This is a genomic window from Novosphingobium lindaniclasticum LE124 (assembly GCF_000445125.1).
Classification (GTDB): domain Bacteria; phylum Pseudomonadota; class Alphaproteobacteria; order Sphingomonadales; family Sphingomonadaceae; genus Novosphingobium; species Novosphingobium lindaniclasticum.
Window position 1 is genome coordinate 25,830 of the sequence record NZ_ATHL01000149.1, and the last position, 22,794, is coordinate 48,623.

General features: G+C 66.8%; 22 protein-coding genes. 9 read left to right on the forward strand and 13 right to left on the reverse strand.

The annotated features are described in order from the left end of the window. The first annotated feature begins 67 nt into the window (after nt 1-67). Both L284_RS44930 and L284_RS44935 read left to right on the forward strand, forming a co-directional pair. The gene (locus L284_RS44930) at nt 68-1,453 is read left to right on the forward strand and encodes an amidohydrolase (RefSeq protein ID WP_021235981.1); all 1,386 of its coding nucleotides are present in this window, start codon (nt 68-70) and stop codon (nt 1,451-1,453) included. Next, a complete protein-coding gene (locus tag L284_RS44935) occupies nt 1,450-2,745 on the forward strand; it encodes an amidohydrolase family protein (protein ID WP_021235982.1) in 1,296 nt (431 codons plus the stop codon). Before L284_RS44930 ends, L284_RS44935 begins: the two co-directional genes overlap by 4 nt. 76 nt (nt 2,746-2,821) lie before the next feature. Here the strand turns inward: L284_RS44935 and dxs are convergent, their stop codons facing one another. The 7 genes from dxs to rpe all read right to left on the reverse strand — a co-directional run bounded on the left by dxs (nt 2,822) and on the right by rpe (nt 10,486). Next, nucleotides 2,822-4,744, reverse strand: a complete 1,923-nt coding sequence (gene dxs / locus L284_RS44940) for a 1-deoxy-D-xylulose-5-phosphate synthase (RefSeq protein WP_021235983.1) — start codon at nt 4,742-4,744, stop codon at nt 2,822-2,824. A 220-nt stretch (nt 4,745-4,964) separates the two neighbouring features. Further along, nucleotides 4,965-5,426: a Fur family transcriptional regulator gene (locus L284_RS44945; protein WP_031343157.1), complete on the reverse strand. Its 462-nt coding sequence runs from the start codon at nt 5,424-5,426 to the stop codon at nt 4,965-4,967. 73 nt (nt 5,427-5,499) lie between these two features. Then, nucleotides 5,500-5,649 (reverse strand): hypothetical protein, encoded by a 150-nt coding sequence (locus tag L284_RS48465; RefSeq protein ID WP_021235985.1) that lies wholly within the window; start codon nt 5,647-5,649, stop codon nt 5,500-5,502. Nucleotides 5,650-5,801: 152 nt separating this feature from the next. Then, on the reverse strand, nt 5,802-6,011 hold the full coding sequence (locus tag L284_RS44950; protein WP_021235986.1) for a hypothetical protein: 210 nt from the start codon (nt 6,009-6,011) through the stop codon (nt 5,802-5,804). 37 nt (nt 6,012-6,048) lie between these two features. Then, nucleotides 6,049-7,641, reverse strand: a complete 1,593-nt coding sequence (gene purH, locus L284_RS44955) for a bifunctional phosphoribosylaminoimidazolecarboxamide formyltransferase/IMP cyclohydrolase (RefSeq protein ID WP_021235987.1) — start codon at nt 7,639-7,641, stop codon at nt 6,049-6,051. 156 nt (nt 7,642-7,797) lie between these two features. Further along, complete coding sequence (locus L284_RS44960) at nt 7,798-9,675, reverse strand: heparinase II/III family protein (protein ID WP_031343158.1); 1,878 nt, start codon at nt 9,673-9,675, stop codon at nt 7,798-7,800. Nucleotides 9,676-9,823: 148 nt separating this feature from the next. Continuing rightward, on the reverse strand, nt 9,824-10,486 hold the full coding sequence (gene rpe / locus L284_RS44965; protein ID WP_021235989.1) for a ribulose-phosphate 3-epimerase: 663 nt from the start codon (nt 10,484-10,486) through the stop codon (nt 9,824-9,826). A 233-nt stretch (nt 10,487-10,719) separates the two neighbouring features. On the opposite strand from rpe, the gene L284_RS44970 reads away from it, so the two are divergent. Continuing rightward, nucleotides 10,720-11,217: a DUF2141 domain-containing protein gene (locus L284_RS44970; RefSeq protein ID WP_031343159.1), complete on the forward strand. Its 498-nt coding sequence runs from the start codon at nt 10,720-10,722 to the stop codon at nt 11,215-11,217. Between the two features lie 74 nt (nt 11,218-11,291). Here L284_RS44970 and L284_RS44975 read toward each other — a convergent pair whose 3' ends face one another. The 3 genes from L284_RS44975 to L284_RS44985 all read right to left on the reverse strand — a co-directional run bounded on the left by L284_RS44975 (nt 11,292) and on the right by L284_RS44985 (nt 14,090). Next, a complete protein-coding gene (locus L284_RS44975; protein ID WP_031343160.1) occupies nt 11,292-12,065 on the reverse strand; it encodes a nucleotidyltransferase family protein in 774 nt (257 codons plus the stop codon). Beyond that, nucleotides 12,062-12,976: a hypothetical protein gene (locus L284_RS44980; RefSeq protein WP_021235992.1), complete on the reverse strand. Its 915-nt coding sequence runs from the start codon at nt 12,974-12,976 to the stop codon at nt 12,062-12,064. The genes L284_RS44975 and L284_RS44980 overlap by 4 nt, the downstream gene beginning before the upstream one ends. Nucleotides 12,977-13,046: 70 nt before the next feature. Next, nucleotides 13,047-14,090, reverse strand: coding sequence for a diacylglycerol/lipid kinase family protein (locus L284_RS44985; RefSeq protein WP_021235993.1), 1,044 nt, complete (start codon nt 14,088-14,090; stop codon nt 13,047-13,049). A 171-nt stretch (nt 14,091-14,261) separates the two neighbouring features. Between L284_RS44985 and L284_RS44990 the strand changes: the two genes are divergently transcribed. Both L284_RS44990 and L284_RS44995 read left to right on the forward strand, forming a co-directional pair. Next, nucleotides 14,262-15,410, forward strand: a complete 1,149-nt coding sequence (locus L284_RS44990; RefSeq protein WP_021235994.1) for a CDP-alcohol phosphatidyltransferase family protein — start codon at nt 14,262-14,264, stop codon at nt 15,408-15,410. Between the two features lie 13 nt (nt 15,411-15,423). Continuing rightward, nucleotides 15,424-15,852 carry an HIT family protein gene (locus L284_RS44995; protein ID WP_021235995.1) on the forward strand — a complete coding sequence of 143 codons (429 nt, stop codon included), beginning with the start codon at nt 15,424-15,426 and terminating at the stop codon, nt 15,850-15,852. Between the two features lie 87 nt (nt 15,853-15,939). Here the strand turns inward: L284_RS44995 and L284_RS45000 are convergent, their stop codons facing one another. Then, complete coding sequence (locus tag L284_RS45000; protein ID WP_021235996.1) at nt 15,940-16,695, reverse strand: phosphocholine cytidylyltransferase family protein; 756 nt, start codon at nt 16,693-16,695, stop codon at nt 15,940-15,942. A gap of 181 nt (nt 16,696-16,876) precedes the next feature. Here L284_RS45000 and L284_RS45005 point away from each other — a divergent pair, with 181 nt between their 5' ends. Next, nucleotides 16,877-18,253 carry a lipopolysaccharide biosynthesis protein gene (locus L284_RS45005; protein ID WP_021235997.1) on the forward strand — a complete coding sequence of 459 codons (1,377 nt, stop codon included), beginning with the start codon at nt 16,877-16,879 and terminating at the stop codon, nt 18,251-18,253. A 65-nt stretch (nt 18,254-18,318) separates the two neighbouring features. Beyond that, the gene (locus L284_RS45010; RefSeq protein ID WP_021235998.1) at nt 18,319-19,542 is read left to right on the forward strand and encodes a M20 metallopeptidase family protein; all 1,224 of its coding nucleotides are present in this window, start codon (nt 18,319-18,321) and stop codon (nt 19,540-19,542) included. A gap of 134 nt (nt 19,543-19,676) precedes the next feature. Here L284_RS45010 and L284_RS45015 read toward each other — a convergent pair whose 3' ends face one another. Next, entirely contained in the window at nt 19,677-19,967 is a 291-nt protein-coding gene (locus tag L284_RS45015; RefSeq protein ID WP_021235999.1) for a GNAT family N-acetyltransferase, read from the reverse strand. 62 nt (nt 19,968-20,029) lie between these two features. Here L284_RS45015 and L284_RS45020 point away from each other — a divergent pair, with 62 nt between their 5' ends. Both L284_RS45020 and L284_RS45025 read left to right on the forward strand, forming a co-directional pair. Beyond that, on the forward strand, nt 20,030-21,055 hold the full coding sequence (locus L284_RS45020) for a threonine aldolase family protein (RefSeq protein WP_031343162.1): 1,026 nt from the start codon (nt 20,030-20,032) through the stop codon (nt 21,053-21,055). Next, entirely contained in the window at nt 21,052-21,972 is a 921-nt protein-coding gene (locus tag L284_RS45025) for a DMT family transporter (protein ID WP_021236001.1), read from the forward strand. Before L284_RS45020 ends, L284_RS45025 begins: the two co-directional genes overlap by 4 nt. On the opposite strand, the gene L284_RS45030 is transcribed toward L284_RS45025, so the two are convergent. Beyond that, the gene (locus L284_RS45030) at nt 21,882-22,730 is read right to left on the reverse strand and encodes a Rossmann-fold NAD(P)-binding domain-containing protein (protein WP_031343165.1); all 849 of its coding nucleotides are present in this window, start codon (nt 22,728-22,730) and stop codon (nt 21,882-21,884) included. The genes L284_RS45025 and L284_RS45030 overlap by 91 nt on opposite strands. Nucleotides 22,731-22,794 lie beyond the last annotated feature (64 nt).

Below are 22,794 nucleotides of genomic sequence, written 5' to 3' on the forward strand. Positions count from 1 at the left end.
CACCAAACCGGCCCGGCGAACCAAGGTTCTTCCGGGCCGGACTGCAATCAAACAGGGGAAATACGACATGAGGGTATCGCCGGCATTGCGGCGCTGGTCGTCCACACTCGTCCTGGGCGCGGCACTGGCGCTGGGCGCTACGGGTGCGGACGCCAAGAAGCAGGACAAGAAGGCGGCGCCGATCGTCGCTGATCCTTATCCTTCCACCTACAAGTCCTATCCCGGCACGCCGACCGCTCTGGTGGGCGCCACCGTCTATGACGGGCGCGGCGGCCGGATCGAGAACGGCGTTGTGCTGTTCCGAGACGGCAAGCTCCAGGCGGTGGGCGGTGCCGACATGGCGATCCCCGAGGGCTATGCCCGCATCGACGGCACGGGCAAGTTCGTCACGCCGGGCGTGATCGACATCCATTCGCACCTCGGCGTCTATCCCTCGCCCGGCGTGGATGCGCTGGCTGACGGCAACGAGATGACCAGCCCCACTACGCCCGACGTCTGGGCCGAGCATTCGGTCTGGCCGCAGGATCCCGGCTTCACCCGTGCGCTCGCCAACGGCGGCGTCACCAGTCTCCAGATCCTGCCCGGCTCGGGCAACCTCATCGGCGGCCGCGCGGTCACGCTGAAGAACGTGCCGAGCATCACCGTGCAGGGCATGAAGTTCCCCGGCGCGCCTTATGCGCTGAAGATGGCCTGCGGCGAGAACCCCAAGCGGGTCTACGGCGGCAAGGGTCAGAAGCCCTCGACCCGGATGGGCAACATGTCCGTCGATCGCCAGGCCTGGATCGATGCGCGGCGATACATGGACGGCGACCATTCCGAGCGCGACCTGGGCAAGGATACGCTGGAAGGCGTGCTCAAGGGCGAGATCCTGGTCCAGAACCACTGCTACCGCGCCGACGAGATGGCGCAGGTGATCGATATGTCCAAGGAGATGGGCTACAAGATCACCGCCTTCCATCACGCCGTGGAAGCCTACAAGATCGCCGATATCCTGCGCGAAAACGACATCTGCGCCGCCATCTGGGCCGACTGGTACGGCTTCAAGATGGAGGCCTATGACGGGATCCCCGAGAATGCGGCGCTGCTCGCCAATGCAGGGGCCTGCGTGGTGATCCACTCGGATGACGAAAACGGCATCCAGCGCCTCAACCAGGAAGCCGCCAAGGCCCAGGCCGACGGTCGCCGCATCGGCATCGACATTCCCGACGCCCAGGTCGTCGGCTGGTTCACCTACAATGCCGCCAAGACCATGGGTATCGGCGAGAAGACCGGCAGCCTCGAGGTGGGCAAGATGGCGGATGTGGTATTGTGGAACGGCAATCCGCTCTCGGTTTACTCGCGGCCTGAGAAAGTGTGGATCGACGGCGCCCTGATGTTCGACGCGCAGGACGCCAGACGCCGTCCGGTCAGCGATTTCGAGCTGGGCCAGCCGGGTGAAGGAGACGTGAAATGAGCCGCCGCGCCCTTGTCATGGCCGCGCTGGCGGCCGTTGTCCTTCCGGGCATGGCCTCTGCGCAGGACTTCGCGATAACCAACGCCACCGTCGCCACGGGTGACGGCGGCGCGCCGATCGAGCACGGCACCGTTGTGGTGCGGGCCGGCAAGGTGGTCGCGGCGGGGGCCGGCATTGCCGTGCCCGCCGGGATGCGCAGTGTGGACGGCACCGGCAAATGGGTGACGCCGGGGCTGTTCTCCGCCGTGACCGATCTCGGCCTCTGGGACGTGGAAGGCGTGGCCGACAGCAACGATTCCGAAGCGGGCAAGTCTCCCTTCAATGCCGCGCTCGATGTGGCCCCGGCGATCAATCCCGCCAACGCGCATATCGCGATCAGCCGCGAAGGCGGCGTCACCCGCGCCAGCGTCGCGCCGGTAAACGGCGATTCGATCTTTGCCGGGCAGGGCGCGCTGATCGATCTGGGCGCCGGCGTCGACCTGGTGAACACGGCGCGGGCCTTCCAGTTCGTGCAATTGGGCGAAGCGGGGGCCAGATTGGCAGGCGGTAGCCGCGTTGCGGCCCATGTCGCGCTGCGCAATGCCCTGTGTGAGGCGCGCGACCTGGCAACGGTGCCCGGCGCGCGCAGCAGCGATGCCATGCTCACCCGTGCGGATGCCCTGGCCCTGGCACCGGTGCTGGACGGCCGTCAGGCGCTCTATGTCGGCGTCGAACGTGCCGCCGACATTCGCAGCGTTCTGGCGCTCAAGACCGAGTTTCCCAAGCTCAACCTCGTCCTGGTGGGCGCGACCGAAGGCTGGTTGGTGGCCGGCGCCATCGCGGCCGCCCAGGTGCCGGTCATCGCCATGCCGCTGCGCGATCTTCCCGCCAGCTTCGAAAGCCTCGCGGCCACCCAGTCGAACGTCGGGCGGATGAAGAAGGCCGGCGTCAAGGTTGCCATCGGCATGTTCGGGGGCAGCAACCAGCCCCGCTATGCGCCGCAGCAGGCCGGCAATCTCGTGGCCCTGAACAGGCTGCCCGGCGCGGTGGGCCTGACCTGGGGCGAGGCGTTCGCCGCGATCACCTCTGTTCCGGCCGAAATCAGCGGCATGGGCGGTAAAGAGGGCGTGCTGGCGCCGGGCGCCGTTGGCGATGTCGTCGTGTGGGACGGCGATCCACTGGAACTCTCATCGGCGCCGGTCGAAGTCTATATCGACGGGATCAGGCAGCCGCTCGACAATCACCAGAGCCGCTTGAAGCAGCGCTACAAGAGCCTCGATCGGACGTATCTGCCCAAGGCTTACGACTGGTAACAGGAAAGGGGCCTCCGGCGATTGCCGAAGGCCCCTTTCCTGTTACTTTGCCGTCGAATCGATGGCGAAGGCGCCGTCAGGCCCGGGCTTCGTTCACGCCGGCGCTGTTGTGGCGCAGGGCCTTCAGCACGGTGTCCACGATCTGCGGCGCGTTCAGCCCCGCTTCGTCATACTGCGCCTCGGGCTTGTCGTGATCCTGGAACACGTCCGGCAGGCGCATGGTGCGGATCTTCAGGCCTGCATCGGTGAGGCCCTCATCACTGGCCATGGTCAGGACGTGGGCGCCCAGGCCGCCGATGGCGCCTTCTTCCACGGTGACGACCACGTCGTGGCTGAGCATCAGCTTGCGGATCAGGTCGGTGTCCAGCGGCTTGGCGAAACGCAGATCCGCCACGGTGGTGGAGAGACCCTTGGCATCCAGCAGATCGGCGGCCTTGAGCGCTTCTCCGAGGCGTGTGCCGAGCGAGAGAAGTGCGACCTTGGTGCCTTCCCGGACGATCCGGCCCTTGCCGATTTCCAGCAGTTCCGGCACTTCGGGAAGCTCCAGCCCCACGCCGTTGCCGCGCGGATAGCGGAAGGCGATCGGCCCGTCGTCGTACTGGGCGGCGGTGTGGACCATGTGGACCAGTTCCGCCTCGTCGGCAGCGGCCATCACGACCATGTTCGGCAGGGTGGCGAGGTAGGTCACGTCGAACGAACCGGCGTGCGTGGCGCCGTCGGCGCCGACCAGACCGGCGCGGTCGATCGCGAAGCGCACGGGCAGGTTCTGGATCGCCACGTCATGGACCACCTGGTCGAACGCGCGCTGGAGGAACGTGGAGTAGATGGCGCAGAACGGCCGCATGCCCTGCGCCGCCAGACCGGCCGCGAAAGTGACGGCATGCTGTTCGGCAATGCCCACGTCGAAGCTGCGGTTCGGGAAGAGTTGCGCGAACTTGTCCAGCCCGGTGCCCGAGGGCATGGCGGCGGTGATGGCGCAGATGCGGTCGTCCTTCTCCGCTTCGGCCACCAGCGCCTTGGCGAAGACGCCGGTATAGCTGGGCGGGCCGGCGGGCGCCTTGGCCTGCTCTCCGGTGACGACGTTGAACTTCTGCACGCCGTGATACTTGTCGGCGGCTTCCTCGGCGGGGCCGTAGCCCTTGCCCTTCTGGGTCACGACATGGACCAGGATCGGGCCTTCGGCGGCATCGCGCACATTTTCCAGCACGGGAACGAGCGCATCGAGATCATGGCCGTCGATCGGGCCGACGTAGTAGAAGCCGAGTTCCTCGAACAGGGTACCGCCCATCGCCATGCCGCGCGCGAACTCGTCCGTCTTGCGGGCGGCGGCGTGGAGCGGGCGGGGCAGGCGGCGCGCGAACTTGCGGGCAAGGTCGCGCAGGCCCAGGAACCGGCCCGAGGATACAAGGCGCGCCAGATAGGCGGACAGTCCGCCAACCGGGGGCGCAATCGACATGTCGTTGTCGTTGAGCACGACGATCAGGCGGTTTCCGGCCTCGGCGGCGTTGTTCATCGCCTCATAGGCCATGCCGGCGCTCATCGCGCCGTCGCCGATCACGGCGATGCCGCGACCCGGCGTGCCCTTGATCTTGTTGGCGACGGCAAAGCCGAGCGCGGCCGAGATCGAGGTGGAGCTATGGGCCGTGCCGAAGGGGTCGTATTCGCTTTCCGAGCGCTTGGTGAAGCCGGAGAGCCCGCCGCCCTGGCGCAGGGTGCGGATGCGGTCGCGGCGGCCGGTGAGGATCTTGTGCGGATAAGCCTGGTGGCCCACGTCCCAGATCAGCCGGTCGGTTGGCGTGTCGAACACGTAGTGGATCGCGACGGTCAGTTCGACGACGCCGAGGCCCGAGCCGAGGTGGCCGCCGGTCTGGCCGACTGCGGAAATCATCTCGGTGCGGAGTTCGTCGGCCAGTTGACGCAAGTCCGCAGGCTTGAGCTTGCGAAGATCGTCCGGGGTGTCGACGGTGTCGAGGAGCGGCGTGGCCGGGTTGGCTGTCATGGTCTGCTTCTACACGCTACATGTTCTGGTGTCGAATTAAGCGGTGGGCAATATGCCGGTGTCATCCGAAAGGACAGGAAAAACGTGGGGAGTGTTGCCTGGCTGCGACGTTCGGAGACGTAAATGGCCGCGATTCGGGCTAAAATCGCGGAGGACGCGGATGTTCGCCTCGGGCGACGCTAGCATGGCGGCACGGGCAGCGGAGGGCTCTAAAACCGCCTCAGCTACAGACGGCGCAGGTGCCGCGTAGTTCCACCACCGGGCGCACGCCGGCGAAGCCAGCCTGCTTGGCCGCAGCGATGAGCGCGCCGGTGAGCTTGTCGTCGTCGATATGGACGGCTTGGCCGCAGACGTCGCAGATCAGGAAGATGCAGTCGTGCTGGCAGCCGGGGTGGCTGTTGGCGAGGTAGGCATTGGCGCTTTCGACCCGGCGGGCGAGATTGGTGCGGACGAAAAGATCGAGGATGCGATAGACGCTGTTGGGCGCCACGCGCTTGCCGCGCATGGTCGACACGCTTTCAGCCAGATCGTAGGCCGAAGCCGGGCGGTCGCGCTCGGCCAGCGCGCCGAAGACGTCCGCCCGCATCTCGGTCCATTGCTCGCCGGCCTTCTCCAAAGCGGCGCGGGCAGCCTCTACAAGGTTGTCGCCCGAATGTTCGTGATGATGATGCGCATTAGCCATGTCGCCCATATGGGCATTGGCGCGGCACTGCGCAATTGAAAGCGTGAAAGGGCGGCGCGCCCCTGGCCGGCGATCAGTCGATCTGCGCGGCGGCTTCGGCGGCGGGTACGATGCCGCCGGTAAGCGAGTGATGGCCGACACCCATCGCGCCGAGCACCAGCAGCGCACCGCCGGCGAAGCCGAGGGCGAAGAAGCGGTAGAAGTCGGCCTTGAAGAGTCCCATGATGAAAATCAGCTCTGTTGCTTGGTAAGGATTGCGTGCCGCTCACTTGGAGCGAATCGCCTTGCCGTCCAGTGAATGGCGACGAGCTGCACTCCATTCTGCGACGAACTGTTGATATGGAGCGACGGAGCGATGGAACCGTCACATTTCGGTCAAGGTGTCGTGCCGGTAAGCAGGGCCGAACCAACGGAGATCACGGCAAGGGCCACGACCGGCAGCGCGGCGCATCCGAACGGAAGGGCCAGCGCGCCGAGGACGTGATGGGGCCTGCGGATACGACCGAGCCGGACCAGCACTGCCGCCGTGGCGAGCCCGACGAGGAAGGCGACGGTGACGAGCGGCCCTAGCCACATCAGCCACATGGCCGCCTCCCTCGATTGGTCGGACCCGCGTTCAAGATCAGTGCTTGAAGTGGCGCATGCCGGTGAAGACCATCGCCAGGCCGGCCTCGTCGGCAGCGGCGATGACTTCGTCGTCGCGGATCGAGCCGCCCGGCTGGATCACCGCCGTCGCGCCGGCTTCGGCAGCGGCCAGCAGGCCATCGGCGAAGGGGAAGAAGGCGTCGGATGCCACTGCCGAGCCGACCGTGCGCGCCTGCGCCCAGCCGAACTTCTCGGCGGCTTCGGCAGCCTTCATCGCGGCGATGCGTGAGGAATCGCGGCGGTTCATCTGGCCCGCACCGATCCCGGCGGTGACGCCGTCCTTGGCATAGACGATGGCGTTCGACTTGACGTGGCGGGCCACCGTCCAGGCGAAGAGGCAGTCCTTCAGTTCCTGGTCGGTCGGCGCGCGCTTGGTCACGACCTTGAGGTCGTCGAAGCCGATGGCGCCGTTGTCGCGGTTCTGGACGAGCAGGCCGCCGGTGATCTGGCGCACCAGCAGGCCGGCGCGGCGCGGATCGGGCAGGTCGCCGGTCAGCAGCAGGCGCAGGTTCTTCTTCTTGGCGAAGAAGGCGCGGGCGTCCTCGTCAGCGTCCGGTGCGACGACCACTTCGGTGAAGATCTGGCAGATCGCCTCGGCCGTGGCGCCGTCGAGCGTAGTGTTCACCGCGACGATGCCACCGAAGGCGGAAACGTCGTCACAGGCCAGCGCGCCCTGCCAGGCTTCGAGCAGGCTTGAACCCTGTGCCACGCCGCAGGGGTTGGCATGCTTGACGATGACGACGGCCGGATCCTGGCCCTTGAACTCGGCCGCGAGTTCGAAGGCGGCGTCGGCATCGTTGTAGTTGTTGTAGGACAGCTCCTTGCCCTGCACCTGCTCGCTCTGGGCCAGGCCCTTGGTGAACGGGCCGACCGGCGTGTAGAGCGCGGCCTTCTGGTGCGGGTTTTCGCCATAGCGCAGTTCGGTGCCGAGGCGGCCGTTGATGCTCAGCATCTCGGGGAACTCGAGGCCCTGGTCGGCGAAGGCGAACCACTGTGCAATCATCGAATCGTAGGCGGCGGTCTGCGCATAGGCGCGCGCGGCGAGCAGCTTGCGGAAGGCCAGCGTGGTGCCGCCGTCGGTCGTCTCCAGTTCCGCCAGCAGGCCGTCGTAGTCCTTGGGGTCGGTGACGATGGCGACGAAGGCGTGGTTCTTCGCAGCCGAGCGCACCATCGACGGGCCGCCGATATCGATATTCTCGATGATCTCGTCACGGTCGGCGCCCTTGGCGACTGTCGCCTCGAAGGGATAGAGATTGACGACCACGAGGTCGATCGCGCCGATTTCATGGTCGGCCATCGCCTTGGCGTGTTCCGGGTTGTCGCGGACAGCCAGCAGGCCGCCGTGGACCTTGGGGTGCAGGGTCTTGACGCGGCCGTCCATCATCTCCGGAAAATCGGTGATTTCCGAGATGTCCTTCACGTCCAGGCCGGCGTCGCGCAGCGCCTTGGCGGTGCCGCCGGTCGAGACCAGTTCCACCCCGCGCGCGGCGAGCGCCTTGCCCAGATCGGCGAGGCCGGTCTTGTCGGAAACCGAAAGCAATGCGCGGCGGATCTGGACGGTATCGGTCATGAATATGGCCTCGTTCTGGACTGGCGGACAGGGATTTTGCGCGCCCTCTAGAGCGTTTTCGCGGTGAGCGAAAATGCTCTTTCTCTCGATGCCGCATTTTCCCGGTGATCACCGCAGGATGAGAGTGCCACAAGCCGTAGGGCTCGTCGCGGCAATTCACCCCATTTTCTTGATAAGCCAGCCGAAATTACCGCCTCCGCGCGAGACCAGCCCCTGGATCACGAGTTGCTGCGTCGCCTGCGGACGGCCCTGGCCGTCCACCCAGAGCGAATCCTCCAGCGTCACCTCGCCCGCGCTGCTGCGGAACTGCCAGAGGCTGCCGTCGGGCAGAGCCATGCCCGCGCCCTGTCCGTCCTCGGTGAGGAGGACTTCGACGTGAGGCCCGAGGTGGAAGCGGATGGCGAAACCCACTTTGCCGCGATGGCCCTTGCGTCCGGCAGGGATCAGCACGTCCTCGCCGCGCAGTTCGCTGCCGTCGTCGCGCAGGATCAGGATGCGGCGATGGGTCAGGCCATAGCGCGCCTCGTAGCCGTTGTGGCTGGCCTCGATGCGGGTGGCATTGCCGCCGTTTTCCTGCACCAGCGTCTTGCGGTCTATATCGACTTCGCTGACGCCGCCGCCGATCGCGCCGTTGATCAGGACGGCGGTGGAATTGGCATCGTCAAGGGTGAGGGTGGAATGGGCGGCGGTGGCGCGGAGCCCCTGTTCGAGGCGCACCGGCACCAGCCCGCCGCCGCTCGCCGAACCGCCGCAGTTGACCACCAGGCGGTGGCCGGAATGCGACATCTCGAAGGCCAGCGTGGAGGCGCAGCCGTAGCGGGCGTGTGCGGGCAGCGGCGGCGGCGCCGTGTCGAACTGAAGGATCGACTTGTGCGCGAGCACGCGCTGGTAGCCCCACTGGCGCACCTCGCGCAGCGGGCGCGTGCGGACGCCGGTGGCCTTGACGAGGGCGTTCACGTCTTCGCCATCGACGGCCCAGCCGCCCTGCCACGATCCCAGCGAGCCGTCGCCATGGGTCAGCGCCAGGAGCGGCGGAACCAGCAGTTCGATCACCCGCTCCACCGCCTTCGGCGCGTCCCTGCGGGTGGCGTGGTAGCAGTTGCGCAGCCGCACCAGCAGCGCGATGGCTTCCATCTGCGCGAGCGGGCTGCGGGACAGCACGCCGCCGTCGTCGCCGATCAGCTCGCCCAGAGCCTTGATCAGGCCCGCTTCGCCGTAGAGACGGCGAGGACGCCCTTCCGGCAGCAACAGGCCGGCGGCGACGATGGCGCTCCAGCCGGCGACGGCGGCAAGTTCGTCCTCGGCGCGGCCGACATGGCGGTCCAGCCAGCGGGCGGTTTCGGAAATGTGGGCCAGCGTGCGGCTGCGCAGTGCCTTTTCGCCAGAGAGGATCAGGGGGGCGTGGGCCAGCCAGTTCATCAGCCGCGCGCCGGTATTGCCGACGTCCCAGGCCGGGCCTTTGCCGGGCTTCGCGGGCGGCTTCGGATTGGCCTGGAGCCAGGCAGTCAGGATGCGCTCGGCGGTGGGCGCACCCTGCTCGCGCGGGCCGCAGGCCTCGAGGTCGGTAAGCCAGGAGAAACTGTGGACTACGCGCTCCAGCGGCGGCGTCACGCGGGACGGTCCGGCATAGTCGACCTGGGCGATCGGCGTCTTCGCTCCATGGATCAGGAAGTGCCCGGCACGCAGCGCGGTCCCTGCGGCGGCATGGCCGGGCAGCGTGTTGCTGACCGTGGCGAGCAGCCGGGTACGGGATTTTTTCCCCACGGGCGCGGAAAGCACCGAACCGGGAATGCCGAGGCGATAGGCGAAGCGGATGAAGCGCTCGCCGGGGCCGACCGCTGGCGAGGAGAAATCGGCGAGCGCCAGAGCACGGCCGCCGTCGATCTGGGCGATTTCCACATGCCGCTCGGCGCGAGGGGAGAGCAGTTCGTGATCCTCTACCGCGAAAGCCGAGATACCGGTGATATCGCCTTCGGGATAGGGTTCGTCGGACGCGGTCTTCAGGGCCGGCGATCCGCTAACGCTCTGGTTCAAGGCACCCTCCACACCGCCGACATGCGGCCCATCCGCCGAAGAAATCTCCCGGAGCCCGCCCGGGTTCCCATCAACGGGTTCCGTCGGGGAAGCCGGCACGGGGTGCCCGGGTCACCGTATCAAATCGTCACCGTCTTCAATCACCGGGTCAGGCGAGCCCCTTCAGGCCACGGATATTGGCGGCATATTGCGAAGGGCCTCCGCGGAAGGTCGCCGAACCCGCCACCAGCACGTCGGCGCCCGCCGCAACGCAGAGCGGCGCCGTTTTGGCATCGACGCCGCCGTCCACTTCCAGGCGGATGTCGCGGCCCGACTTGTCGATCATCTTGCGCACGGCCTCGATCTTGCGAAGCTGGCTGGAAATGAAGCTCTGGCCGCCGAAACCGGGGTTGACGCTCATGATGAGGACGAGGTCGATCTCGTCGATCAGGTAGTCCAGCATCTTGGCAGGCGTGGCCGGATTGAGCGAAATGCCCGCCTTCTTCCCGAGATTGCGGATCGTCTGCACCGTGCGGTGGACGTGCGGGCCCGCCTCGGGGTGGACGGTGATGTAGTCCGCGCCGGCCTCTGCGAAGGCTTCGAGATAGGCATCCACCGGGGAGATCATCAGGTGGACGTCGAACACTTTCGCCGAGTGCGGGCGAAGCGCCTTCACCACGGCCGGGCCTATGGTGATGTTGGGGACGAAGTGGCCGTCCATGACATCGACGTGGATCCAATCCGCGCCGGCTTCGTCGATCGCGCGGACTTCCTCGCCCAGACGGGCGAAGTCGGCGGACAGGATGGAGGGCGAGATCAGCGGCGTGGTCATGATAAAGAACGGTACTCCTCGGGTGCGAAGGATAGGGCACCGGATGTTGGGGGTACAAGCGGCACGGCGCCGTTTTCCACACGCCATATGGAGGATGTTCCCTATGCCCCCTCGCCGGCCCTTCCTGCCGGGCTTGTGAACTGCCAATTCAGAGTGCATTCACGGCTCAGATGGCAGTGCGGCGGCCGATATTTCATGGGCTTCCGGCCCTTGAATACATGATGGAACCGGAGATGAGATTGACGTTTCCCAAGGCGCCCGTGGTGATTGCGGCAGGGCTTGCTGCCCTGGCCTTTTCCGTGCCGGCCGCCGCGCAGTATCGCGACGAAGTTCGCAACGACATGAGCCAGTGCCGCGCCGGCGGCGGCCCCGCCATCATGGTTACCGTGGACGGGATCAAGTCGTCCGAAGGCCGCATGCGCGTCCAGTCGTACCGGGCCACCCCCGCCGAATGGCTTGCCAAGGGCAAGTGGCTGAAGCGGATCGAGGCGCCTGCCAAGGCGGGTTCGATGACCTTCTGCGTGCCGGTTCCGGCCTCGGGCACTTACGGCATCGCCGTGCGGCATGACGTGAACGGGAACGGCAAGACCGATCTCGGCTCGGATGGCGGGGCGATGTCGAACAATCCCTCGATCAACATCTTCAACCTCGGCAAGCCGAGCTACACCAAGGTTGGTGTGCCGGTGGGCAAGGAGGTGAAGTCGATCCGTATTCAGATGCGGTATATGTAGTCTGGGCAGGCCGGTTGCGCCGGCCGTCACCACGAGGCTGGGATGGACGGCGGTATAAAGCGCGAGGCGCGAGGCTAACCGGAGCCTTGGCGCCGCGCCAAGATCGCGCGGGCGTCCACGAGATCGGACGGCTTGTCCACATCGACCGCCGCCAGCCCATCGCGTGCAGCGACCAGGCGGGCATTCAGGCCGATTTTCGCGCCCAGGCGGGACAATGCCGCCGAAAGGGTAAGGCGGCCGAGCGCATAGCTCGCCAGCATGCCCAAACCAAGGCGCGCGGCAATGCGCCAGGGGCGCTTGCGATCGGCCTCGACCAGCTTCCAGGTCTCGATCGCCGCCTCGGCGCGCGCCGTTTTCAGCAGGAACAGGTTGCAGCCCGACCAGTGGCCGTCGGCGAAGCGCAAGTACGTGCGCCGCGATCCCGGCATGGCTGCCTCGATCGCCTCGCGCCGGGCCAGCAGCACGGAAACGTCGGCATCCTCGGGCGTGTCGCCGACGAAATCCCGCACCCAATCGCCGCGCAGCAGGGCATGGTCGGATGTCGTCACCAGCATCGGCGCGCCGAGCAGGGCGAAGCCCGCCGCAACGCTGGCGCTGGGCCCGGCCTCGGCGGGAACCGTCTCGCAGCCGAGCAGTTCGGCGAGCGCAACCACCGCCGGGTCGTTGGCGACGACGGCCAAGCGCCTGATCCCGGCATCGCTCAGGGCCTCCACGACATGGGCGAGCATCGGCTTGCCTTCGAGTTCGACCAAGGCCTTGTGCGTCAGCCCTTCAGCCGCTGCGACCGGATCGGGAGAGCCGGGGCGCGAGCCTGCGAGTATCAGGGCGGAGGGCATGTCCCCTGTCATGCCGGCCTGCGCTCCATGGCTTTCTTGGCGCGCCAGACGTGCCAGAGCACGCCGGGCGCCGACAGCACAGGATGCCGCTCGCGCCAGGGGGTGATCGTCACCGGCACGCCGGTATGGCGTTCGATCTTCCAGGCGGCATAGCGCGCGGCGCCTTCGAAAGTGGTCGAAGCCTTGAGCAGGCGCAGCACGTTGTAAGGCTTGCCCAAACGCTGGCGGCGTTTCCACCACGCCAGCATGCGGCGGCGATCGCGCGGTGAAAGCTGCGGGTGCAGCGTGCCGCTGGGCAGGCGTTCGAAACGGACATCGTCGGCGGTGAGTGCCAGCGGCAGCAGCCCGTCGAAGTGCTCGCGGTTTACGGAAAGGATGGAGTCCTCCCGGCCGGCTTTCTCCACCCGGAACTCGGCGGCATACGTCGCGCGAAACAGCGCCCGCCAGTAATCCCCGGCGGTGCCGGTCTCAGGCCCGAGCGCAACCGCGAGCCGGGCGGCGGTGCGGGCGGCGCCGGACACGGCGGCGGCGACGCGGCTCAGCGCAGCCTCGTCCCGCTGCCAGGCGATACCGCTCGGCTGGACGAAACGCGCCCAGATCGTGGTGTCGAGCAGTTCACCGGCGGCGGCGGCGCGGAAGGTATCCAGTGCCATCGTCGCGACTTTGGCCCGCAGGGGGACGCCCTGCCAGGTCCATTCATGATAGCTGACGCGCGGCCAGATCTTCTCGACCTGCGGGCCTTCGGTGAGGACGTAGAAGTCCAGCACGCCATCGAGCGATCCCGTGCGCAAGTTGGAGCCGTAGAACAGCACCGCCACCGCATTGCCGGCGGCCAGCGCCAGACGCTCCGCAAAAGCGCGGACTTCAGGCACGACAGGACGCTGGAGCGCCGCCGTGACGCGCCCCTCGAGATCTTGAGTCATGGGATCATGGTCGGGCACCGATGGCTCGAAATCAAGCGCACCGATGTCGCACTCCGCAATTCGGCGATGGTCAGGGGACGACGAAAGTCAGCTGAGGGCCTTCTTCGAGCAGGTAGTCGCCGGCCGGAAACGATTCGCCATCGAGGATGAACGAGCCGCCGAGTTCCAAATCCACGGCACTGGCGCTCAGGCGATGGGTGCCGCGGCGCTCCAGGAACCTGCCGTTCAGGCCGAACAGGATCGCCGGCAGAAGGGCGATGATCCAGCGCACCGGCCAATCGATCACGCCCAGCTTCATGCCGGGCGCAACGTCGCTGCCGAAGGGGCGCGCGCCGAGCGGGAACTTCTCGAAAGTGGTGGCGACGGCCATGAACCTTTCGTCGGGGTTGCCGGGGCCGGTATAAGCAAGCTCGCGGCCGGTGTGCCGATCGATCAACCGCATCGGCGTACAGGAGCGCCAGGGATTCCCCAACCGCCCGAACAGCGTCTGGATCATGGCCCAGAGCACGCTGAGACCGACCGCGAAGCTGTTGAAGGCACCGCGGCGATGGGCTTCCTGGCCGGCCTCGGTCGCGAGTGCGAAAGCGCCGGTGCCCAGGATGAAGCCCATGATGTGGCCGCTGCTCGAATCCCTGGACGAGATGCGCAGCGGGCGGCGAGTCACGGTCTTGCCCTTGTGGGCGGCGGCCAGCGCCTCCGCTAGCGACCAGTGAGTCGGCAGTCCGATATCGATGGCCAGGGCATTGGTCTTGCCCTTGGGCAGCACCATCAGCGTGGGCCATTCCTCTCCGAAGATGTCTGCGCCGCAAGTCAGGACGTCACGCACCGTGCCGTCGCCGCCGTCCACCACCAGATAGTCGATGCCGCGGCGCGCGAAGCCGTCGAGCACCCGGTGGAGATCCTGGCGCGTGCGCGGGGTCTCGGTGAGGATGTTGGAGCAATCCTCCATCTCGGCCGCACGGCCTTTGTTGCGATGGCTGCGAGGATTGCGGATGATACCTACGAGAGGAACGGCGCGGCCGCGACGGGCCGCACGCGCAGGAGCAGTGCCCTTGCGCTTGCCTTGCTCGCCGAAGGTCGGCAGCGTTTCGAATTCGTAAATGGTTCCGTACACGGGCCCTATGTAGGGATGCCGCAGACGAAAATCATCAGGAAACATTCACTGACACATTAAGGTTACAGTTGTATGGCGCTTTTGCGCCACTTGCAAGACCGGCAAAAACGGTCGCATTTTCCGCAAGTCGCAGCGTTGCCTCGGGCAAAGGGACGGATTACGGCCGCGAACATGGTCGAACATGACAATCCCCCTCGCGTCGTCACCGTCGGCGAAAACCCGGTCAAGCTCTGGGGCCTGACCATGGCCGAGCGCGTAGCTCGCATCGCGCGCGCCAATGGCGCCCTGCCCGACAGCCGGTTGGCGACGGCGGCTCCGCAGGGCGCAGTAATCCTCTCGAACGCGGCTTTCGCGTGGGATCCGGGCTGGTTCAAATACGTCACATCGCGCCGGGGCATGGTCCTCACCCTTGGCGGCGTTCCGGCGCTGGCCCATGCCGCCGACCCCGCGCAAGCGGCGCGAATCGCCGAGGCCATGGCTGCCGGTTCCTCCCTTGCGGATGTGAGTGGCCTTACCGTCGTCGCCTACGAAAGCGGACCCACCATAGAGAACAAGCAGCTTCGCAAGCGCGAAACGCCGTTCCTCATGGCTTTAAGCCCGCAGTCGGTCCGCACGATCGAGCGTGCCAGCTATTTCGGAGCCTACAAGGGCGTGACCGACGTGCTGACCAAGTATCTCTGGCCCGAGTGGGCGCTGGTGCTGACGCGGATCTGCGCCAGGCTGCACATCACCCCGAACATGGTGACCGCCGTAGGTGCCGCGTTCTGTGTGCTGGCCACCGTCCTCTTCGCTTATGGGCATTACTGGCTGGGCATGGCTCTCGGCCTCGTGTTCATGGTGCTGGATACCGTGGACGGCAAACTTGCGCGGTGCACGATCACCTCTTCCGAGTGGGGCAACGTGGCCGACCACGGCATGGACCTGGTCCATCCGCCGTTCTGGTGGTGGTTCTGGGCGACCGGCCTGGCGACCTGGGGCCTCGCCTATGACGATGCCACGTTCTGGTGGGTGCAGGGTGCGATTCAGGGCGGCTATGTAGTGCAGCGCCTGATCGAGGGCCTGTTCATGAAGCAGAACGGCCTCATGCACATCCACGTCTGGCGCAAGTTCGACAGCCGGTTCCGCCTGATCACGGCGCGCCGCAATCCGAACATGGTGATCCTGTTCGTGGCCATGCTGTTCTCTCGCCCGGACATCGGCCTCGTCGTCGTGGCGTGGTGGACTGTCGTTTCGTGCCTCATCCACGCCGTCCGTCTGGTTCAGGCATGGATAGTGCGCGCGCGCGGCGGTACGATCACCTCCTGGCTCTCGGACGCCTGAGGGAGGATCGACGATGAACGCGACGATGGAAAAGTTCGGCTACCCCCACACGCTCGTCGCGGAATTCGCGCATTGGGCGGTTCTGGCGCGGCCCACGCAGCCGACTCTGGGATCGCTGGTGCTTGCCGCTAAATCCGACGCCACGGCGTTCGGCGCGCTGCCGGCGGAGAGCCATGCCGACCTGAAGCTGGCCACGGCCGCGATAGAGGCGGCGCTGCGGAAAGCGGTCGGCTATGATCGGCTCAACTACCTGATGCTGATGATGGTGGACCCGCATGTCCACTTCCACGTGATCCCGCGCTACGAAGGCGCGCGGGAGTGGCAGGGGCAGGAATTCGTGGATTGCGGCTGGCCCAAGGTCCCCGACCTGGGCCATGCCGTGGCTTTGGACGGCGACGATCTGGCCGCGCTGGTGGAGTGGCTCAAGGAGCACTTCGGCTAGAGGATTTCAGTCAGGTAGAGACGCCTGACGGCTCCGAAACGGCTTTAACCGTCGTCCCGGGTCAAGTCCGGGACGACGCGGCTTTTCTCACCAGGTGTCGGTCAGCTTCGTCGCGATCTCGATGTCGTTGAGGAAGTCCACTTCCGCCCATTGCATTCCCTCGATGGACACCGTGCCGACCTTGCCGGTGGGGGCGATCGAATCGATGACCTTGAGATACCAGTGCTGGACCCCCTCCGGGGTGCGCATGGCCTGGCGGACGGTCTCGCGAAACAGGTCGGCGCCCTCACCGCGAAAGGCGAGGAAGCCGATCGATTCGCAGTTCGATTGGGCGGCGGTCAGCGTCTTGCCGATGTGGACCAGTCGGCCGTCCGCCTCGCGCTCGACTTTCATGTCGTCGCTGTCGTAGCCATCCGCCTTGACGTCGACGGTCACGGTGATCGGCCAGGGCTTGCCGTCGACATCGGTCGCGCCTTGCTGGACCTGGCGGACGATCTCCTCCGAAACCAGCGTGTCTCCGTTGAGGATCAGGAAATCGCCGCGCATGGCCTCGCGCGCAATCCAGCAGGAGCCGAGATTGTCGGCAACCTTGAAGAACGGATTGAACCGGACGTTGATCTCGACTCGCGGGTCGTCGATGCGGTTCAGATGCTCTTCCAGCATGTCCGTCATGAAGCCGGTGACCACGTCGATCCGCTTCACCCCGCCGCGGGCCAGCATCTCGATCTGCCATTCTATCAGGGACTTGCCGGAGAAGTCGATCATGCACTTGGGCCGCTCGGCGGTGAGCGGAAGCAGGCGCGAGCCTTGGCCGGCACTGAGAAGGATGGCGTGTTCGATCATGAATTTTCGCGTTTCGTTGGAAGGAGAAGATGGCCCGCATCTAGGCATTGGCGCCTGAAAGGGAAAGGTGCCGCGCGAAGCGCTTCGATCGGCTGCCGGGCTATTCGAATCGTTCACGGTGGGGACATCCGCAATCGGCACAGCTTGCAAGTCCCTTCCCCCTCGTCCACATGCAGCCGCGATGTCCGCCAAATTTCACCGCCGCGAGAGCAAATCTCCGCTAGGGCGGATACTTCAGAACACGGCCTGGTTGCTGGGCGGGAAAGGCTTCGGTGCGGTCTGCGGCCTTGCCTATCTCGCTATCCAGACGCGCTCGCTCGGCCTCAAGGATTTCGGCCACTTCTCACTGATCTTCGGGACGGCGCAGGCGTTGATCGCGCTTGCCAGCTTCCAGACCTGGCGGGTGGTGGTGCGGTACGGCAGCGAACATGTCCACGCCAGGGACTGGGGCAAGCTGGGCCGTCTCGGCATGCTCTGCGGCCTGCTCGATGGCGTCGGCGCGGTGATCGGCTGCGGATTGGCGGCGGTCCTGATCTTCGGCTTCGCACACAAGCTGGAACTCAACCCCCATTTCGTCGACGTGGCTTTCTGGTTCTGCGTGGGATCGCTCTGGGCGCTGGTCTCGGCGCCCACCGGGATCGTGCGCGCGCTCAACCGCTTCGACATGGCGGTCTATGTCGAAGCCATCGTTCCCAGCGGCCGTCTTGCCGCCTCGCTCGTGATCTGGATGACCGGGCCGAGTGTCGGCCGGTTCCTGTTCGCGTGGGCGGCGATCGATATCGTCGAAGCGCTGCTCTACTGGATCATGGCGCGGCGGCTCTGTCCCGAAGCGGTGAATCTCGCGAACCTGCGCAACTGGCGCAAGGCGATCGAAGAGAACCCCGGCGTCACGCGCTTCTTCATGCAGACTTACGCCGCCTCCACTCTCGACGCGGCGATGAAGAACGGCCCGCTGCTGATCGTCGGCGCCTGGGTCGGTACCAAGGCGGCCGGTCTTTACCGGCTTGCCTCGCAGATCTCGCAGGCGCTGAGCAAGCTCTCGTCGCTGCTGACCCGATCCGTCTACGCCGAAGTCGCGCGCGCCCGCGTTTCGTCCAAGGCGTCGGAATTCCGCAAGCTTGCGCTGCAGACCAGCAAGATCGCCGGCCTGGCCGGGATCGTCGTGGTCACCGTGGCGGTTTTGCTCGGCAAGCAGATGCTGGAAGTGATCGGCGGCGACGATTTCGAACAGGGCGCGGCGATCCTGGTGCCGCTGACGCTCGCGGCCTGTTTCGATCTGGCCAGCGTCGCTTTCGAACCGGTGCTTCACGCAACCGGGCGCGCCCGCCATTCGCTGGTGGCCCGCCTGATCGCCTTGATCGCGCTGGCCATCGGGCTCGTCTTCCTGCTCCCGACCGGCCCCAGCGGGGCGGCCTGGGCGGTCGCCGTGGGCGGCGCGGTGTCCTATATCGTCATGGGGCTGATGGCGTGGCGCACGCTCCAGCAGATCGACCGGAAAGAGATCAGCATCATGCCCGATCCCGAGGACGATCTGCCGGTGGCCGATTCGGCCAGCTGACTATAGGCAGCTAACACTGGGCACCTGACCCTCGACAGGTCGGGTTCGTGAGCTATCATGGTGCTATGCCGTCATCCGCAAGCACCCTGGTCGAGGACGCCGCCGGCCTTTCCGACCGCATCGTCGCCCTGCGCCGGGCCATTCATGCCGAGCCGGAAATCGGCCTCCACAATCCCAGGACACGGGACAAGATCCGCGCGGCGCTCGCCCATCTGCCGCTGGAATGGCGTGAAGGGCCTTCGACGACCGGCCTCGTCGCCACGCTGAAAGGCGGGAGCGGAGCAGGCGGCTGCGTGCTGCTGCGCGGAGATACCGATGCCCTGCCGATGCCCGAGGAAACCGGGCTGGATTTCGCCTCGACCGTCTCCGGCGTGATGCATGCCTGCGGGCACGATACCCATGTCGCCATGCTGGCCGGTGCGGCGGAACTCCTGGCCACGCGGGCCGAAAGCCTGGCCGGCGAAGTGCGCTTCATGTTCCAGCCCGGAGAGGAAGGTCATCACGGCGCCCGCTTCATGCTGGAAGACGGGTTGCTGGGCGGGGAGGGAACCGACCGTTCGCTGCCCGATGCCGCTTTCGCGCTCCACATCATGCCCAATGCGCCGCACGGCGTGATCGGCGGCCGGGGCGGGCCGCTCATGGCGGCGGCTGACGAATTGCGGATCGTCGTGACCGGGCGCGGCGGCCATGCCTCGATGCCGCACGACACGGTGGACCCGATACCGGTCGCCTGCGAAGTGGTTTGCGCGATCCAGACCATGGTGGCGCGGCGCTACAGCGTGTTCGATCCGGTCGTGGTGACGATCGCCAGGATCGAGGCAGGCAGCGCACACAACGTCATCCCCGACACGGCGAGGCTGACCGGCACCATGCGGACGCTTTCGGCCGCCAATCGCGCGCGCTTGAAGGACGAATTGCCGGCACTCGTCGCCGGGATCGCCGGTGCCCATGGGCTGAAGGGCGAAGTGACCATTCTGGAAGGCTTTCCCGTCACGATCTGCGATCCGCGCGCGGTGGACTGCGGCGAACGTGTGGCCCGCGATCTCTATGGCGAGGCCGCGTTCCAGCGCCTCAAGGACCCGATCATGGGTGCGGAGGACTTCGCCTACGTGCTCGAAAAGGTGCCCGGGGCGATGTTCTTCCTGGGCGTGGCGGAGGACGGCGCCGACTGGAAGCATTGCTGCGGCATCCACTCGACGAAGATGATGGTCGACGAAAAGGCCCTGCCACGCGGCGCCGCCTTCCTGGCGGGGCTGGCCGAAGGTTGGCTGGCGCAAGGTTGGGGATAGGGCTGCGTCTTCCTACATAGACCGCCGCCGCTCTTCGTCATCGCCTGCGCAGCGAAGTGATCCGGAGTCGCGCAGAGCTGACCTGGATTGCCGCGTCGGCGTCGCCTCCTCGCAATGACGGGGGCGGCGCGGCTTCAGGCTTTGACATCATCCCATTCCGGGTGACGCTTGAACGCAGCCACGACGTAGCTGCACAAGGGTGCGACCTTGAAGTCGTTCTCGCGCGCGTCGGCGACCATGGCCTCGACCAGCCGCGCCGCTACGCCGCGATTGCCGATCTGCGAGGGAACGAACGTGTGGTCGGCATAGTGCACGCCGTCGCGGGTCTGCCAGGTGAGGTGGCCGGTGGCGTCGCTGTCGGCCAGATGCGCCTGATATTCGCCGCCGGTGGCGGTCTCGTGCTTGGTGATGGTCACGCCGACCATGGGCATGTCTCCCTAAAAGGTTCGCTTGACGCCGCTCGCGTCCGCTTACAGGGCATATGGTCATGAAATTCCTCTCCGACAACGCCGCACGGGTCCACCCGAGGGTATGGGAAGCCATGCGGGCGGCCGACACGCCGGATTCGCCTTATGACGGGGATGCGCTGAGCAACCTGCTGGACGAGCGCTTTTCCGCCCTGTTCGGTCGCGACTGCGCAGCGCTTTGGGTTGCCACCGGCACGGCGGCGAACTGCCTTGCCCTCTCGGCCATGGTCGAGCCGCACGGCGCGGTGATCTGCCACCGCGAGGCGCATATCGAAATGGACGAGGGCGGCGCACCGGGCTTCTACCTGCACGGCGCCAAGCTGCTGCTGGCGGGCGGTGAGGGTGCGAAGATCACGCCCGAGGCCGTCGCCCGCATAGTCGATTCGATCCGCGACGGCGTGCACCAGGTGCAGCCCCATGCCATATCGATCACGCAGGCGAGCGAGTACGGGTGCGTCTACCGGCCCGAGGAACTGGCCGGGTTGGCGAATTTCGCGAGGGGCAGGGGGCTCGGCCTGCATATGGACGGCGCGCGCTTCGCCAATGCGGCGGCATTCCTGGGCGGCGACCCCGCTCTCGCGGCGGGCCTCGGCGGAAACGCGGCAGGCGCGGCGGGCGGTGTCGATGCCCTCAGCTTCGGCATGGTCAAGAACGGCGGGATGAGTGCAGAGGCGATCGTGTTCTTCGACCCCGCCATGGCCGACAAAGTGCGCTTTCGCCGCAAACGGGCCGGGCACCTGCAATCCAAGGGGCGCTACCTGGCCGCGCAGATCCTCGCCATGCTCGAAGGCGATCTCTGGCTGGACAACGCCCGCGCCGCCAACGCCGCCGCCGGCGAGATCGCTGCCGCCGCGGGCGACCGGCTGCTGCACCCGGTCGAGGCGAACGAGATATTCCTGACGACCACGGCCGTCGAGCGGCTGGCCCTGCGCGAACTCGGTTTCGAATTCTACGACTGGGGCGAGGAAGCGGCGCGGCTCGTCACCGCCTGGGACTCGCGGGAGGATCAGGTGTCCGCTCTCGCAAAAGCGATTGCAGCGCTGTGAACGATTCGGCCAACAGCACTCCCGGCTTCCTGGCGCCCGGCGTAGCGCTGCCGTTCCTGCTGGTTGCGCTGATCTGGGGCTCGACCTGGTTCGTCATCACCGGCCAGATCGGGGACGTGCCGGCAAGCTGGTCCGTCGCCTGGCGCTTCGTACTGGCGACCCCGGCCATGTTCCTCGTCGCGATGGTGATGAGGAAAAGCCTGAGGATCGGCGCGGCAGGTCACTGGCTGGCGCTGGCCGTCGGCGTGGCGCAGTTCTGCGGGAACTACAATTTCGTCTATCGCGCCGAGATGCACCTGACCTCCGGCATCGTCGCGGTCATGATCGGACTGCTGCTGGTGCCCAATGCCATTCTCGCGCGGGTCCTGCTGGGTCAGCCGATCACCTGGCGCTTCGGGATCGGCAGCATGATCGCCATTGCCGGTCTCGCCTTGCTGCTGCTGCACGAGGCGCATGAAGCGCCGCTGGGCGGCAAGGTGCTGCTCGGCACCGTCTTCGCGCTCATCGCCATGCTCTGCGCCTCGGTCTCCAACGTGATCCAGGCCAACGAGACCGGCAAGGCCTTGCCGATGGTGAGCCTGCTTTCCTGGGCCATGCTCTACGGCACCCTGGCCGACGTCGGCATTGCCTGGGCCACTTCGGGCCCGCCGGTGATCCCGCACGATCCGACCTATTGGCTGGGCACCGCCTACCTGGCGATCCTGGGGTCGGTGGTAACCTTCCCGCTCTATTACACGCTGATCCGCCAACTCGGCGCAGGCAAGGCGGCCTACAACGGCGTGACGGTGATCATCGTCGCCATGCTGATCTCCACCGTGTTCGAGGGCTATCGCTGGTCGCTGCTCGCGGTGGCGGGGGCGGCGCTGGCGACGGTCGGGCTGGTCGTGGCGCTGAGGGCGCGCAGCCCCTCTCGGTAAGTCGCAAAGCGCGGCTTCCAGCCAAGCACGCGCCGCGCCTTGCCGTTCGCCACCCGGCGGTTCTCGGCATAGAACCCGCGCGCCATCGGTGAGAGCTGCGCCTCCTCCATCGACTGGAGCGGCGGCACCGGCAGGCCGAGCAGGCTGCAGGCCGCCTCCACCAGTCTGTTCTGGCCGCAAGGCAGGTCGTCCGCCAGGTTGTAGGCTCCCGGAGGCCCGTCCAGCCCGGCGATCACGCCCGAGGCGATGTCCGCGACATGGACGCGGCTGAACACCTGCCCCGGCAGGTCGATCCGGTGAGCGCGGCCTTCCCGCACCCGGTCCAGCACCGATCGGCCCGGACCGTAGAGCCCCGGCAGGCGGTAGACCCTGGCGCCCCGTGCCAGCCACGCCGCATCCGCCTCGGCCCGCGCAGTGCGGCGACCGGTGCCGACCGGCGCGCTTTCGTCCACCCAGGCGCCGCCGGTATCACCATAGACACCGGTCGAGGAGAGGTAGGACAGCGGCATGCCCTTCAGCGCATCGCCATAGCGATCAAGCACCGGGTCCAGCGGCTCGCCCCGGCTTTCCCGGCCGGGCGGCACCGACGACAGCACATGATCGGCGTCCGCCAGGGCGAGGCGCACGTTGCCTTCGTCCGCGAAGGAGATCGTTCCCTCGCTCCCGGTGGAAATGACTTCCCAACCCCGCGCCGCCGCCTGCCCGGCCACGACCTTCGCGGTGTAGCCCAGCCCGAAGATGAAAAGTCGCTTCGGCATCGGGCGCGGGGACATGAGGATTCCTCTCGATTCGTGTGTGAATTCGTCGCGCCATGGCTGGCAT

Excerpts from the sequence above, each read along its gene's own strand:
- L284_RS44930 (WP_021235981.1), top strand. The coding sequence starts at position 68 with ATGAGGGTATCGCCGGCATTGCGGCGCTGGTCGTCCACACTCGTCCTG.
- L284_RS44935 (WP_021235982.1), top strand. The coding sequence starts at position 1,450 with ATGAGCCGCCGCGCCCTTGTCATGGCCGCGCTGGCGGCCGTTGTCCTT.
- dxs (WP_021235983.1), bottom strand. The coding sequence starts at position 4,744 with ATGACAGCCAACCCGGCCACGCCGCTCCTCGACACCGTCGACACCCCG.
- L284_RS44945 (WP_031343157.1), bottom strand. The coding sequence starts at position 5,426 with ATGGCTAATGCGCATCATCATCACGAACATTCGGGCGACAACCTTGTA.
- L284_RS48465 (WP_021235985.1), bottom strand. The coding sequence starts at position 5,649 with ATGGGACTCTTCAAGGCCGACTTCTACCGCTTCTTCGCCCTCGGCTTC.
- L284_RS44950 (WP_021235986.1), bottom strand. The coding sequence starts at position 6,011 with ATGTGGCTGATGTGGCTAGGGCCGCTCGTCACCGTCGCCTTCCTCGTC.
- purH (WP_021235987.1), bottom strand. The coding sequence starts at position 7,641 with ATGACCGATACCGTCCAGATCCGCCGCGCATTGCTTTCGGTTTCCGAC.
- rpe (WP_021235989.1), bottom strand. The coding sequence starts at position 10,486 with ATGACCACGCCGCTGATCTCGCCCTCCATCCTGTCCGCCGACTTCGCC.
- L284_RS44970 (WP_031343159.1), top strand. The coding sequence starts at position 10,720 with ATGAGATTGACGTTTCCCAAGGCGCCCGTGGTGATTGCGGCAGGGCTT.
- L284_RS44975 (WP_031343160.1), bottom strand. The coding sequence starts at position 12,065 with ATGACAGGGGACATGCCCTCCGCCCTGATACTCGCAGGCTCGCGCCCC.
- L284_RS44980 (WP_021235992.1), bottom strand. The coding sequence starts at position 12,976 with ATGACTCAAGATCTCGAGGGGCGCGTCACGGCGGCGCTCCAGCGTCCT.
- L284_RS44990 (WP_021235994.1), top strand. The coding sequence starts at position 14,262 with ATGGTCGAACATGACAATCCCCCTCGCGTCGTCACCGTCGGCGAAAAC.
- L284_RS44995 (WP_021235995.1), top strand. The coding sequence starts at position 15,424 with ATGAACGCGACGATGGAAAAGTTCGGCTACCCCCACACGCTCGTCGCG.
- L284_RS45000 (WP_021235996.1), bottom strand. The coding sequence starts at position 16,695 with ATGATCGAACACGCCATCCTTCTCAGTGCCGGCCAAGGCTCGCGCCTG.
- L284_RS45005 (WP_021235997.1), top strand. The coding sequence starts at position 16,877 with ATGTCCGCCAAATTTCACCGCCGCGAGAGCAAATCTCCGCTAGGGCGG.
- L284_RS45010 (WP_021235998.1), top strand. The coding sequence starts at position 18,319 with ATGCCGTCATCCGCAAGCACCCTGGTCGAGGACGCCGCCGGCCTTTCC.
- L284_RS45015 (WP_021235999.1), bottom strand. The coding sequence starts at position 19,967 with ATGGTCGGCGTGACCATCACCAAGCACGAGACCGCCACCGGCGGCGAA.
- L284_RS45020 (WP_031343162.1), top strand. The coding sequence starts at position 20,030 with ATGAAATTCCTCTCCGACAACGCCGCACGGGTCCACCCGAGGGTATGG.
- L284_RS45030 (WP_031343165.1), bottom strand. The coding sequence starts at position 22,730 with ATGCCGAAGCGACTTTTCATCTTCGGGCTGGGCTACACCGCGAAGGTC.